Source organism: Acidocella sp., from assembly GCF_050253495.1.
In the GTDB taxonomy this organism is placed as follows: Bacteria; Pseudomonadota; Alphaproteobacteria; order Acetobacterales; family Acetobacteraceae; genus Acidocella.
This window is the reverse complement of the sequence record NZ_JBFWIX010000024.1, coordinates 1-14,018: the sequence shown is the minus strand read 5'-3', so window position 1 is coordinate 14,018 and position 14,018 is coordinate 1. Positions and strand designations below refer to the sequence as shown.

The following is a 14,018-nucleotide window of genomic DNA, read 5'->3' as shown; positions in this document are numbered from 1 at the left end:
GGAGAAGAATTTCATGGGTGGATTAAGCATCTGGCACTGGCTGATCGTTCTGGTCGTCGCCTTGCTTTTGCTGGGTGGCCGCGGGCGGGTAAGCGCAATGATGGGTGACCTTGGCAAGGGCATTAAGAGCTTCAAGCAAAGCATGGCCGAAGAGGAAGCCGACAAAAAACCTCAAGACGCGAAAATGAACGAGCCCGATGCCTTGAACGCACCGCTGCCTGAACAGAACAAGACGACGATTAATCAAGGCTGAATCATGGTTCCGGCAACGGTGGCCTCAGCTCTGGCGGAAGTTGGACGCCGGATGGATTCGCGCGGGTGGGTACCCGGATCCTCCGGCAACCTTTCCGCCAAGCTTGACGATAATCAGCTCGCCATCACGCGGAGCGGTGTCCATAAAGGACGCTTGGTTGCCGAGACCGACATCATCGCGGTGGACTATGAGGGCAAAGCCCTGATGTCTGACCAAAAGCCCAGCGCCGAGACATTGCTGCACTGCCAGCTCTACCGCCTGTTTCCAGCAATTGGCGCGGTGCTTCATGGCCATTCTGTCGCCGCGACCATATTGTCACTTTCCGGCCCAATTGTTTTTTCCAACTATGAGTTGCTTAAGGCCTTTGGTTTCACCACGCACGAGTTGGACATCACCCTCCCCGTTTATGAGAACGATCAAGATATTGGCCGCTTGGCCAGCGTTATTGAACCAAACCTGCAAAACGAACCGCCAATCGGCTATGTCATAGCTGGGCACGGTGTTTATGCATGGGGCACAAATGTGGAACATGCTTATTGGCGACTGGAAGCGCTTGAATTTCTGCTCGCATGCGAACTGGAGCGGAGACAAATGAAATGAGCCGTCTGAGAATTTATGGTGCAAACGCGCCTGGAAGCATGGTTTTCGATAGCACCGATCCCAAAGAGGTCGCCGAAGAACTCAACAAAATCAATGTCGGTTTCGAACGTTGGAAAAGCCCCGTTGATCTGGCCGCCGACGCGCCCGCTGAAACCATCCTAAACGCCTACCGCCCCTATCTGGATATATTGATGGGTGAAACCGGCGCGGGCTCGGCGGATGTGATCAAATTGACCCCGGAGCACCCGCAAGCAACGGCCATGAGAGAGAAATTCCTTTCCGAACACACGCATAGCGAGCCGGAAATCAGGTTTTTTGTCTCCGGCTCCGGGCATTTCGTCATGCATGCGGATGGTCATGTCTATGATGCATTCTGCGAGCAAGGTGATCTCATCCATGTGCCGGCCGGCATCAAGCACTGGTTTGATGCCGGGCCCAAACCCAATTTCACGGCCTTGCGCGTCTTCACGGACAGTTCCGGCTGGGTGGCGCATTTCACCGGCGACGATATTTCCAGCCGTTTCCCCGTCGCGTGATCCTCTCAATCGTCACCGACATAGAAGGGACCACAACCCCCGTCAGCTTCGTGCATCGGGTTTTATTCCCTTATGCGCGCGCGCGGCTGGAGGCTTTCATCGCCACCACGCCTCCTTCCCCCGCCCTGGCAGGGATCGCCGAACCAAAATTGGAAACCTTGCTCGGCTGGATGGACCGTGATGAAAAAATAACCGCCTTGAAGACCATCCAAGGAGAAATTTGGGCACGCGGTTATGCAGACGGTGATCTGAAAGCTGAGCTCTATCCAGATGTCACCCCCGCTCTCCGGCGCTGGGCACGCGCGGGGGTGCGTCTCTTCGTTTATTCATCGGGCTCAGTCGCGGCACAAAAGCTTCTTTTCAGCCATACCCCGGATGGCGACCTGACCCCTCTCTTCCAGGCTTATTTTGACACAACAATTGGACCAAAACGCGATGCCACCAGCTATGCGGCGATAGCGCGCGCGTTGGGCGGTACAGCTTGCGAAACATTGTTTCTTTCCGACGTCGAGGCAGAGCTGGATGCCGCCGCGGCTTCAGGGTTATCCACATGCCAGCTGCTTCGCGCCCAGGACGGCACCCTTCCCTCTTCCCACCACCAGACAGCCACTGATTTCAATGAAGTGGCGCTCAAATTCGGATTGCCCCGTGCATAAGACACCACGAAACATTCTCCGCGCCATCGCGGGAAAATTAGGAAAAACCCCGCTAGCGCGGGCTTTTTTATGGGGCCTGTTAGCCGCCGCAGCCTTGCCTCCGGTCTACCTGCTGCCAGTTCTGCTGTTTTCCGTGCCGGCCCTTTTGCGCCTGGTCGAACACGCCCCCAACTGGAAGAAAGCCGCGCTCATTGGATGGTTTTATGGGTTTGGCCTTGGGCTTGCCGGTTTGTATTGGATCACTGAACCCATCTTGACCGAAGCCAAGACCTTTTGGTGGCTCGTCCCGTTCGCGGCTCCTTTGCTGGCCGCAGCTGTCGCTTGCTATACGATCATCCCCGTTCTCGCCGCGCGGCTGGTCCCTCCTGGTTTGGGGCGTGTTCTGACCTTCACTGGCGCATGGGTTTTATCCAATCTCGCTCAACAATTCCTGTTCACGGGATTCCCATGGAATTACTGGGGCACCGACTGGGCCATCCCAGGCCTGCTGGGAAATATCTTTCTCCAGCCTGCTTCGCTGTTCAGCGTTTACGGCCTGACATTGCTGACCGTTCTTCTGGCCTCCACTCCCTTATTCGGGAAGAAGGGCTTTGCCGTTCTGCTGATCACCCTGACGATTTGGGCGGGATATGGCTTTTGGAGGCTTCAAGCCCCCGAGCACAACACCTCTACAAACGTGGCTCTAATCCAACCTAACTTCCAGGAACCTCCGGATTATTCACGGCCGGCGCTCATTGCCAATTGGCAGCGTCTTCTGGCCATGAGCCGCGCTGGCATCGATAATGGCGGCAATGTCGTCATCTGGCCCGAAGCCGCCAGCCCCTGGCTGCTAGGGAGCGACGCCACAGCACGGGCGCAACTCGCCGCCGTAACCGGCACAACTCCCATTATCGCGGGCAGCTTGCGCATGGTCAGCAACACGGATTTCCGGAACTCCATTATTGTAACCGACGGGCCTCAGCCTCCCCTTGCCATTTATGATAAATGGAAGCTCGTCCCGTTCGGCGAATACATGCCAAAATGGATTCCCCTAAAGATCATCCCGAGCATGGTTGGGGAAGGCTTTACCCCCGGGAGCGGCCCCAAAACCATCAAAAACATTCCCGGCCTTTCACCTTTCGGGGCCATTATTTGTTATGAGGCTATCTTTAGCGGCCAGATCATCGATGAAAAAGAGCGGCCAGACTGGATTGTCAACGTTACCGATGATGCCTGGTTTGGCGACACGGCAGGGCCAAGGCAGCATTTTGCCAATGTGAGACTTCGTGCCGTGGAAGAAGGTTTGCCCGTCGTCCGGGATGCGAATTCTGGCATATCAGCGGTTATCGACCCATTTGGGCGGGTCACGGCGTCAATGCCGCTGGATTATCAAGGCGTTCTCGTGGCTCCTCTGCCCGAACCCCAGCCAAAGACATTTTATTCACGATTTGGCCTTATCGTACCGTTTAGTCTTTCGATTTTGATTTTCTTTGCAGGATTGCTGTATGGCAACACGCATCGGTTGTTAAAGAAGCCAGGATAGCGTTTTTTTGTCTCTTTAATAATCCAATAGTCGGAGTTTTGTATTGATTTAGTGGTTAACGCCTGTTAACTTCACGATGGCTATCAGGAGATGGCCTTTTTGGTATTCTGCTACCGTTTTCTCGGGGGCGCCTGTCACCACGGAGCGGTACAACAATAATTGGTGGTAACCCCCCAGTTACTCTGGAGAGTTTTTGGTTTATGGCCGAAGAGAATGCTGAACGTCCGGAACGTGAAAGCCGTCCCAGTCCGATCGATGTGCATGTCGGCTCTCGAATCCGCTTGCGCCGCACCTTACTCGGCATGTCTCAAGAGCGTTTGGGAGATGCGCTGGGGCTAACCTTCCAGCAAGTTCAGAAATATGAACGGGGGATGAACCGCGTTGGGGCATCCCGTCTGTTCGATATTTCTCGCGTGCTGGATGTTCCGATCTCTTATTTCTTTGACGATATGCCCGAGGGCATGTCCGAAAGCCCCGTCTCCGGCCCCCGGGGGCGGACATATGGTTTTGCCGAGCAGCAAGAGCCATTCAACTCCGGCATAGACGATCAGCTAACGAAGCGTGAAACGCTTGAATTGGTGCGTGCCTATTACCGCATCGTCGATCCTGCCATGCGCAAGCGCATCTTCGATCTGATGAAGTCCTTGGCTCCGCCGGAAACATCCTTTGAAGGCGGTTGAGAAACATAAGGAGCCGTCCACGCCGGCTCCTTACTTATTATTATCCCTACCCTTCGCCGACCGCCTTCTCTTCAGAGACGATCTCCGCTGCCCGGGCAGCGATCTCGCCTGCGGTGATTGGCGGACCGGGGAAACGTTTCCGCGCAATGCCAAACCAGATCACCGCGAGCAATAAAATCAATCCTATCAAGTAATTGATCAAAATGGCATTGGGCTCGCGGGTCCCAATATAGACCAAAATGCATGCCCCCAAGACCGTGATGGCGGCAAACGGCTTTGAGAACCACCTTAAACGGAAGGGGCCAAACTCAGTCCAGCTTTTTCCTTCCGCGAACAATCCCGCCAAAACAGGCATCGCATAGGAAATATACAAAAACATCGCACATCCCGCCGCGAGAGCCAGAAAGGCGGAGGAATATAACGTCACCAAGACAGCTAAAATAGCCGTCAGCCAAATGGCGGGAACAGGCGCACGATGGGTTTTATCCACATGACGGAGTAATTTATGCCCCGGCAGCCCGCCATCGCGGGCAAACGCATAGACCATGCGCGACGTGGAAGTTAACCCCGCTAAAGCACAAAGGAAATTAGCCAGGACAATGCCCACCAAGATCACCCCTTTCAGCCAGAAGGGAATCTGCATCGCTCCCAGAATGTTATAGCTAATATTGAAACCGCCGCTCGCGGCCTTTTCGGGCTCAGGAATGGCAAGCACAAAAGACGCCGCCATGACCAACCCAAAAACACCTGACCAAAAAATGGCGTTTAAAATACCCTTAGGAACATTCCGCCGGGCATCGACCGTTTCCTCGGATGTATGGGCTGAGCCGTCGAACCCCGTAATCGTATAAAGCGGGTATAATAGTGCCAGCAAAAAGATATAGAAATGGTTATGACTCGGGGGAAAAACACCACCGCCGCCACTGCCGGTAAAGTTAGTAAACGTAAAAAGCCGCGAGAGGTCATAGTTCGGCGCGATATACAGCATGCTGCCAGTCAGCAACACGGCAATAACCAGAATGAGATAACCGGAAAAATCTATAAGCTTTGTCGTCAGCCTGACACCAAAATGGCATAGCAGCGCCTGGGTCAGAGTGATGATCGTAACGGCGAGAACCTGCGGCCAACCGCCAGCGAAAACAGGCCAGAGATTTCCCCAGGACGACGTGTCTATCCCAAAAAGATCACCTAAGATCAAACCTGTAAACAAAAAATAGACACCGACATTGACCGAGGCAATGACAAAGATAAGCCCCAAAAGATTGAACCACGCCGTGAGCCAGCCCCAAGCTCTTCCACCCAGAATCGAAGACCAATGGTAAAGCCCTCCGGCGGTTGGATAGGCCGAGGCTATTTGCGCCATAGAAGCGCCGACGATTAACGCGAACAGAGCACCGACAATCCATCCCACGATCGTGGTAAAAGCCCCTCCCGTGCAAAAACCGGTTTGAAATGAGGTAATGCCACCCGCCAAAATACAGATAATCGAAAAAGAAACGGCAAAATTCGAAAACCCATGCATGCGCCGGGATAATTCCTGCGCATACCCCATTTTATGAAGAACAGCCGAATCTTCCGCCAAAATCTTCTGTTCAGTCTGATCAGACATACAGAGCCCCCTAGCATTTGATTAATCTGACCTGATTAGCCTAGCTTTTCCCGGGAAATTTCACCAAGGAAAACCAGCACCCGCCCAACTTTGCCGACAGATAATTTGGTTTATACTCAAAACTTAGGATGCAAAACGAAGAGAGTTGGAAACATGAGCGATTCTGAACTCACCCTACAGGCCTTGCAGACAATGGCCGACCGGGGAGAAATCGACACGATCATCATGGCCGCTCCAGACATGCAAGGCCGACTGCAAGGAAAACGGGTCATGCCCCGCTTCTTTCTTGAGTCAGTTGCCACAAGCACCGCCGAAGGATGCGCTTATCTGCTGGCAACGAATATCGAATGCCAACCCGTGGAAGGATATAGTCTGGTCTCTTGGGACCAGGGATATGGAGATTTCGTCTTCAGGCCAGATCTCACCACTCTTCGCCTCGCTCCCTGGCAGCAAGGCGCGGCGATCATTCTGTGCGATATAGAACTGCAGAACCATTCCCCCGCCCCCATGGCCCCCAGAACAATCCTGAAGCAGCAACTCAACCGGCTAAAGACACACGGATTTACGGCTTGGGCGGCAACGGAGCTCGAATTCCTGCTGTTCAGAAACAGCTATGAAGAAGCCTGGGACCAAGCCTATCGAGGCCTGAAACCAGCCAATCAATATAACAACGACTATTCAATACTCGGCACCGCCAGGGTGGAGCCCATTATACGGCGGATCCGCAACGCCATGGAAAGCGCCGGCATTCAAGTTGAAAACTCAAAAGGCGAGTGCAACCTCGGTCAACACGAAATCAATTTACGATATGGGCCAGCACTTGAAACATGTGACAAACACGTTGTCTACAAGGAGGCCGCCAAAGAGATCGCAGCCGAAAATGGACATGCGCTTACCTTCATGGCGAAATTTGACGAGCGGGAAGGAAATAGTTGCCATACTCACCTTTCCCTACGGAACGCAGCTAATGAAGCGATATTCCTAGACAATGACGGCCACTCTCCTTCAAAGGTTTTTCGCCAATTCATGGCTGGCCTTCTTCGCCACGCCGCGGAACTAACCCTATTTTTCGCCCCTAACATTAACTCCTACAAACGTTACGCCTCTGGCAGTTTCGCGCCAACCGCCCTGGCCTGGGGGATCGACAACCGTACCTGCGCATTCCGGGTCCTGGGACACGGTCAATCGATACGCGTGGAAAACCGGCTTCCGGGAGGAGACGTGAACCCGTATTTGGCTCTGGCCGCCATGATCGCCGGCGGCTTGGCGGGCATCGAAGGTGACTATGCCCCCGTACCGCTCTTTGAGGGGAATGCGTATGCCGCCGAGTTGCCCAGAATCCCACCCAGCCTTGGCGATGCCGCCTTGCTGTTCGCCTCAAGCGAATGCACGCATGCCGCTTTCGGAACCGATGTGGTCGGACATTACGCCAACATGGCAAAAGCCGAACTCGAAGCGTTCAACTCCGCCATAACAGACTGGGAAAAATTCCGCTCTTTTGAAAGGATGTGACCTTATCGCGGCAAAAAAGCCGCTTGGATGGGAAACGAGCGGGCCATGTCTCGCGCCGCCTTTTTCACGCACTTTAACACCAGCTCGGATAGGCAATGGAAAGACGAGACAATCCAGCCGGCTGTCCTATAAGGTTTTTTGCATGATCACCACGTCCAGCCACCGATCAAACTTGAACCCCACCTTGCGCATCGTGCCCATGTGCAGGAATCCAAGGCTGGCATGAACGCCAATGGAAGCGGTGTTCTCCGAATCGCCTATCAGGGATAACATCTGGGAAAAGCCGGCTTGCTGCGCGGCTTCCACGAGCTTGGCAACAATCGCCTTACCAACGCCTTGCCCCCTGACATCGTCCCGGACATAAACACTATCCTCGACAGTGTGCGCATAAGCCGCTCTGGCTCTGAATGGCCCGTAATAACCATACCCAAGCAGCCTGTCTTCTTCCTCCGCGACGATCCAAGCAAAACCAGACGCCTGATTGTCAAGAAACCGCTTAGCCATCTCCTCCAAAGATGGGGGAATGGCCTCGAAGGACCCGGTTCCATGCAGCACATGGTGGGCATAGATAGCCTGGATTTGCGGCAAATCTTCCGCGCGAGCGTTCCTGATATTCATCACAGGCCCTCTTAGCGCCCCACTGTCGGCATGGCAAATTCTTTACAGCATGGACAGACGGTTAGACTACGGAGCCGTCCTTGAAAATTACACTTTTGTATTTTTTGTCAGCCCTTACGTCCATTGGCTATGTTCGATGGGAAGCCGTTGTACTGGTGACCTATTTTCAGGCATATAGGCCTTGGACCATCGGGATATCTGGTATCCAGCGGGTGCCGCATTGAGTAAGGGTCGAGATCAGAATGAACGACACGCCGCGTAACCCAGGACCAGATTCTGCGGAATACCAGGGCGCCCTCAACCCTGATGTCGCGGCCCTGCACGATGCTCGCCTCGATCTTTCTCCCCAATCAGAAGCGCGCTTGGCGGCGATATTGAATGTCGCCCGATATCACGGCATGGAAATGGACTTGGAAGCGCTCAGGCTTCGCTCTGGCGATGCGGCCCCCTCTCCCCCCGAATTGGTGGAATGGCTTCGTGAGGCGGGATTATGGGCACGCGGCGTACATATGAATTTCCGGCAGCTTTTAAAAATCGACTCTCCTTCGCCCATCGTCCTGCTATTAGACGATGGAGGGGCGGCATTGCTTGTCGGCCGTGACCGCACCCGAAACCTTCTCGTCCTCAAGGACCCCCGGAAACCAATCTCGACACCGCCAATTCTTGTTGATGAGTTACGCCTCAAACAAGTCTGGAGCGGTGCCTCCCTGTTGATTCGCGCCAACCGTCAGGGATCGATCGAAGAACAGCCTTTCAGCCTTGCCCTCATTGCTCGCCTGGTCTGGAGTGACCGCAAGATCCTGCGGGACATCGCCATCGCATCCATCACGCTTACCGTGCTCAGCCTGGTGCCCATTCTCATCGTGATGAGGACCATTGGGCAGGTACTGCAATATCATGGCACCGCCACGCTCAATCTGATCATCATATTGATGTGTGTTGCCATAACCTTCGAGGCAATCCTGAGTTGGAGCCGCAAGATCATGGAGGTGGTTCTCGCCGCAAAACTAGATTCACGACTGAATTTGATGATTTTCGACCGTCTGGTGGCCCTGCCGATCGATTATTTCGAACAGGAACAGGCTGGGCAAATTTCTTATAAAATCGCCCAGATCAATCAGGTCAGGCAATTCCTCACGGGGAAATTGATGAACTCGTTCATTGACGTGTTCATGCTCATTTTATTGCTTCCCATTCTATTTTACATGAGCGTTGTTCTGGCCTGGACCGTGCTGGTAGCCGCCGCGTTGATCGCGGCGATTATTGCTGTGTTTTTAAGACCAATGGCTGTCATGACCGGGAAGATCATCGCCGCTGAATCAGCCAAGGGATCTATTCTGATCGAAACGATCTTTGGCATCAGAACCGTCAAGGCCCTAGCCCTCGAAAACACCCGCTCCGCGCAGTGGGACAACCGTGTCGCGGCGGTGGCTGAGCTTCATGTCGAAGAAAGCAAACTGGCGAACTGGCCCGCAACGCTCACGCTGCCTTTGCAACGTTATTGCTCTTATGGCGTCATACTGGTCGGGGCGTTTATTGCCCTGCATTCAAATTCTTCGGTTGATTCAGCAAATCTCTTCGGGTTCATGCTGCTCGGAGGTCGCGTTGCCGGCCCGCTGGTTAGCCTGGCGGGTCTGATGGACGAGGTTCACCGGGCGCAGGCTTCCATCGCGATGGTCGGTCAGGTTCTCAACCGCACCAATGAACGCCACGCCTTGGCTAACGGACTTCGCCCCCGCTTCGAAGGCGCGATCGAATTTAATGATGTGACATTCCGTTATGAAGGCGCCAAAACGCCCGCATTGGATAAAATGAGCTTCAAAATTCCCGCGGGAACCATGCTTGGGCTCGTTGGCCGCTCTGGGTCAGGAAAATCGACCGTTACCCGGCTTCTGCAAGGCATCAATCGCGACTATACCGGCGCCATCCGAATTGACGGAACCGACATGCGCGAAATCAACCTGCGCCACATCCGCAAGCATTTCGGCATGGTATTGCAAGACAATTTTCTGTTTCGTGGGACAGTCCGCGAAAACATCATCGCGGGACGCCCAGGCTTATCATTTGAAGATGCCGTCCGCGCCGCTCGCTTGGCCGGCGCGGAAGAATTCATCGAACGCCTGCCAAACGGATATGACACTTTCATCCAGGAAGGCTCTCCCAATTTATCGGGCGGGCAGAAACAACGCCTGGCCATCGCCCGTGCCCTGATTTCCGATCCAAAAATTCTTATCATGGATGAAGCCACCAGCGCGCTCGACCCGGAAAGCGAAGCGTTAGTCAACGCAAACATTCAACGGATCGCGGCGGGAAGAACAATGGTCATTGTATCTCATCGTCTTTCCTCCCTGCTGGATTGCGATCTGATCATGGTACTCGATCATGGAAGCACCATCGATATCGGTACTCATGATGAGTTGGTGGAACGTTGCGCCATTTATCGTCATCTGTGGTTCCAGCAAAACCGCCATCTTGCTCCCGAAGGGTTCGACGATGCCTCGTCTCAGCCAGCTATTGCCTAAATCTTCGCGGCAAGAGCCCGCATTGGTCGATACGGAAGAAGAGCTTCCATTTGCCGCTCTGGAATTTCAGTCGCCGACGGCGGCCGTCATCGCCACGCCACTCCCCCTACTCGCCCGCTCCACAAGTTACATATTAACCGCGTTAATCATATGTGTTCTGATTATCGCCGCAGTGATCAAGGTGGATAAACTTGTCGTCGCCACGGGCGTGCTGAACGCGACCACCCCTGACATCAGCGTACAAGCCTTCAATACTGTCTCGATCGTCCGGGACATCAAGGTTAGGCCAGGCGACTTCGTGACAAAAGGTCAGGTTCTGGCTACCTTGGATTCCACTTATACGGCCGCCGACTTGAAATCCATTACCCAGCAAGAACAGAACTATGCGGCACAAGTCGCCCAACTTCAAGCGCAGGAAGACGACAAACCTTATATCCCAGACGCCTCAAATCCCGCATCGGCCTTGATGCTGCAAACCTATAACCAGCAAATGGGCCAATATCACTATACCTTGGAAAATTACGATCAACAGATCAACCAGCTAAAGACCCAGATCAAAGGGTATAATCAACAAGCAGATTACTATCAGCAGCGGCTGAAAATCGCGACCAAAGTCGAAGATATGCGCAAAAAGCTGCAACAATTGCAAGTTGGCAGTCAGCTCGATTCAGAGGCCGCAACTGACGAACGCGTGAGTGTTCAGGCCCAACTAGCGTCCGCAGTCTCTCAAGCCGCGGCCGATGAACGACAATTAGCCTCCGTGCAGGCCCAAAGGGACAGTTTCGCTCAGCAATTCAAGGCTCAAACCTCTACCGATCTTGCAACCGCCTTGAACAATCTCGCACAAGCCAGACAAGAACTGGCGAAAGCCCAGTTAAACAATGAACTCGTCCAACTACAGGCCCCTCAAGACGCCATCGTGCAAAGCGTGGCGCCTGTCTCAGTCGGATCGGTCATGCAGCCGGGCCAGCAACTCATGGAACTTGCGCCGGTCAATGCGCCCTTCGTCGTTGAAGCCGATGTGCCCGCCAATGAGTCCGGTTTCGTGCATGTCGGGGACAAGGTCACGGTCAAATTCAATACGCTAGACGCGTTACAATATGGTGTCGCAAAGGGGACTGTCATTGCCATGAGTCCCGAAAGCATCAATCCGCAAGACCAGCAAAACACCGCCACAATGGGCCCTCCGCTTCCCACGGCTCCGCAAACGCTCTATTACAAGGCTCAAATCTCCTTTGACATCATGAACCTTCACAATGTGCCTCAAGGCTTTAGGCTTGTGCCTGGCATGCCGTTGGAAGCGGACATCATTGTCGGCAAACATTCAATTCTGTCCTATTTCTTCTCTCGTGTCGCTCCCGTAGCCTATGAGAGCTTGCATGAACCATGATCCGACATGAGCCCTAAACTTTCCCTTAGCGACAAGCTCGCAGCGCTGAACCCCCATAAGGCGCTTATCCGCGCGCGCGAATTAAAGGTGCAAGCAGAACATAATCGGGCCTTTAAGCTTTACGTCGGCGCCGCCGAGTCAGGCTTGACCGAGGCAGAGAGAGAAGTTGGCTTATACTACTTAAATGGCGACGGTTCAGGTTTTCGCAGCGCGCCAGAAGCCGCCAGATGGTTGACGCAAGCTGCTGAAAAAGGAGATGCCAAGGCTCAAAGCGCCCTCGCCGGACTTTATGCAACCGGTTTCAAGGCCGAGGCAACAACCGATTTATTCACGGATGCCAAATCCGATAAGGCCGATTTCAAGACGGCTTTGAGATGGGCACTTATGGCTGCTGAGGCTAACGATGCCGACGCACAGGCTCTGGCCGGTTTTTTACTCTCCACGGGCCCAGAGGGGATTCAGGATATTAATCTCGCCAAGCATTGGTACGGTTTGGCTGCGCAAGGAGGAAAGGCGCAAGGGCATCTTGGGCTTGGCGCGCTGCTATTGCTTGAAGCCACGACGGACGAGCTGACCTTTACCGCCATAGATCATATCCGCGTGGCCGCAGAAGCCGATTTAGGCACGGCGCATTATTATCTTGGGGTGATCTATGAACGTGCCATTGGCGTTTATACCGATATGGGACTGGCTGCGCACCATTACGGTGTCGCCGCGCAAAAGGCCATTCGAGGAGCCCAATATCGCTATGGCCTGATGCTGTTCAACGGCATTGGCATCAAACAGAACAAAGTAGAAGGTGAAACCTTTCTGCGCCGCGCCGCGTTAGCCGGCGATGCTGAGGCTGCCGCCTTTGTCGGTAATATATACGCTCAGGGCGGTGACGATCTCCCTCCCAATTATGCCGAAGCTGCTTTATGGTTTCGAATCGCGGCGGAAACCGGGCATCGCGCCGCATCGCGCGCCCTGGGTTTATTATACATGACCGGCGCAGGGGCGGGAGCCGTGCCTCGAGACCCAGATGAAGCCGCAAAATGGCTCAGAATCGCCGCCGAACAGGGCGATACAGTCGCTCAATCAGATCTCGCGGCCATGCTGAGCAAACGTCAAACCAACTCACGTTTCACGGAACCTCCGCCTGTTCACGAATGGTTCGAAAAAGCCGCCGAATCAGGCGATGCCATCGGCGCATATAATTTTGCGGTCTGCTTGGCCGAAGGCATCGGTGTTGAGCGCGATGAATCCCTCGCCGCGCAATGGTTTCACCGAGCGGCGGAACATGTCGTCAATGCTCAATACCGCTATGGCCGCATCCTGGCGGAGGGCATCGGCGTCCCGCAGAATTTCGAAGAAGCCCGGTACTGGCTTCGACAAGCCGCCGATAAGAATATGCTGGAGGCACTGCTGGACTTGGCCGCCCTGCAAATACAAGGCATCGGAGGCCCCCGGGACGATCAAGCTGCCTGCGACCTTCTTGAGCGTGCCGCTGCGCAAGGCAGTGCTGATGCCATGTTTATGCTTGGCGCTCTCTACGGAGGGGGGCATGAAGTGAAAACCGACCGCGCCAAATCTCTCTCCTGGTATCAGCAAGCCGCTGAAAAAAACCACCCCCGGGCCACTTTGATGTTGGGCAAATATCTCCACGCTGGAATCGCCACTGAACCGGACATAGAAGCTGCACGGAAATGGTTTACGCTTGCCGCGGCGGCTGGATTGGACGAAGCTCAAGCGGAACTTGCAACGTTTCCACCGCCCGCCGCGGTTACTGAATAAAAACTTAGATCACAGCAGGCCGTCGTGAGCAAAAAGCAGGATGATCAAAGTTCCGCGACAGCGGCATATCTGCGGGGACTCCAGAACGATGCCGACAGTATCTTCTGGCTCAAACGTGCCGGCCGCCTGGCGCCAAACGACCCTAGAATTGAACTCGAAATTGCCCGCAAAGAATTGTCCCGTGGTAAAAACGGCGCCAAGCGAGCTTACCGCTCCTTTGAACCCACATTCCCCAAGTAAATCGCTGATTTTGCTGTCAGGATCTCAATATTTCCGATATAAATCATGGTGTTGATGGCCGTGAGGGGCGCGTTTGATGGATCACCCAGAGGGTGCGGGTTCGAAGC

12 protein-coding genes are annotated in these 14,018 nt (G+C 54.2%); 10 read left to right on the top strand and 2 right to left on the bottom strand.

Going from position 1 to position 14,018, the window contains the following annotated elements; genetic code table 11:
• The first annotated feature begins 13 nt into the window (after positions 1–13).
• The 6 genes from AB7D48_RS14725 (at position 14) to AB7D48_RS14700 (ending at position 4,247) form a co-directional block, all read left to right on the top strand.
• Positions 14–253: a twin-arginine translocase TatA/TatE family subunit gene (locus AB7D48_RS14725; protein ID WP_427980607.1), complete on the top strand. Its 240-nt coding sequence runs from the start codon at positions 14–16 to the stop codon at positions 251–253.
• 3 nt (positions 254–256) lie between these two features.
• Positions 257–853, top strand: coding sequence for a methylthioribulose 1-phosphate dehydratase (locus AB7D48_RS14720; protein ID WP_427980604.1), 597 nt, complete (start codon positions 257–259; stop codon positions 851–853).
• Complete coding sequence (locus tag AB7D48_RS14715) at positions 850–1,389, top strand: 1,2-dihydroxy-3-keto-5-methylthiopentene dioxygenase (protein WP_427980601.1); 540 nt, start codon at positions 850–852, stop codon at positions 1,387–1,389. Before AB7D48_RS14720 ends, AB7D48_RS14715 begins: the two co-directional genes overlap by 4 nt.
• Positions 1,386–2,045 (top strand): acireductone synthase, encoded by a 660-nt coding sequence (mtnC, locus tag AB7D48_RS14710; protein WP_427980598.1) that lies wholly within the window; start codon positions 1,386–1,388, stop codon positions 2,043–2,045. Before AB7D48_RS14715 ends, mtnC begins: the two co-directional genes overlap by 4 nt.
• Entirely contained in the window at positions 2,038–3,567 is a 1,530-nt protein-coding gene (lnt, locus tag AB7D48_RS14705; RefSeq protein ID WP_427980595.1) for an apolipoprotein N-acyltransferase, read from the top strand. Before mtnC ends, lnt begins: the two co-directional genes overlap by 8 nt.
• A gap of 200 nt (positions 3,568–3,767) precedes the next feature.
• Complete coding sequence (locus AB7D48_RS14700) at positions 3,768–4,247, top strand: helix-turn-helix domain-containing protein (protein ID WP_427980592.1); 480 nt, start codon at positions 3,768–3,770, stop codon at positions 4,245–4,247.
• Between the two features lie 46 nt (positions 4,248–4,293).
• Here AB7D48_RS14700 and AB7D48_RS14695 read toward each other — a convergent pair whose 3' ends face one another.
• Entirely contained in the window at positions 4,294–5,856 is a 1,563-nt protein-coding gene (locus tag AB7D48_RS14695) for an amino acid permease (protein WP_427980589.1), read from the bottom strand.
• A 153-nt stretch (positions 5,857–6,009) separates the two neighbouring features.
• Between AB7D48_RS14695 and AB7D48_RS14690 the strand changes: the two genes are divergently transcribed.
• On the top strand, positions 6,010–7,368 hold the full coding sequence (locus tag AB7D48_RS14690; RefSeq protein ID WP_427980586.1) for a glutamine synthetase family protein: 1,359 nt from the start codon (positions 6,010–6,012) through the stop codon (positions 7,366–7,368).
• 126 nt (positions 7,369–7,494) lie between these two features.
• Here the strand turns inward: AB7D48_RS14690 and AB7D48_RS14685 are convergent, their stop codons facing one another.
• Complete coding sequence (locus AB7D48_RS14685; RefSeq protein ID WP_427980709.1) at positions 7,495–7,986, bottom strand: N-acetyltransferase family protein; 492 nt, start codon at positions 7,984–7,986, stop codon at positions 7,495–7,497.
• Between the two features lie 242 nt (positions 7,987–8,228).
• On the opposite strand from AB7D48_RS14685, the gene AB7D48_RS14680 reads away from it, so the two are divergent.
• The 3 genes from AB7D48_RS14680 to AB7D48_RS14670 are packed head-to-tail and all read left to right on the top strand — an operon-like array spanning position 8,229 to position 13,671.
• The gene (locus tag AB7D48_RS14680) at positions 8,229–10,508 is read left to right on the top strand and encodes a peptidase domain-containing ABC transporter (protein WP_427980583.1); all 2,280 of its coding nucleotides are present in this window, start codon (positions 8,229–8,231) and stop codon (positions 10,506–10,508) included.
• Positions 10,509–10,530: 22 nt separating this feature from the next.
• Positions 10,531–11,898: an HlyD family type I secretion periplasmic adaptor subunit gene (locus AB7D48_RS14675; protein WP_427980580.1), complete on the top strand. Its 1,368-nt coding sequence runs from the start codon at positions 10,531–10,533 to the stop codon at positions 11,896–11,898.
• Between the two features lie 6 nt (positions 11,899–11,904).
• Positions 11,905–13,671: a tetratricopeptide repeat protein gene (locus tag AB7D48_RS14670; RefSeq protein ID WP_427980577.1), complete on the top strand. Its 1,767-nt coding sequence runs from the start codon at positions 11,905–11,907 to the stop codon at positions 13,669–13,671.
• Positions 13,672–14,018: the final 347 nt, after the last annotated feature.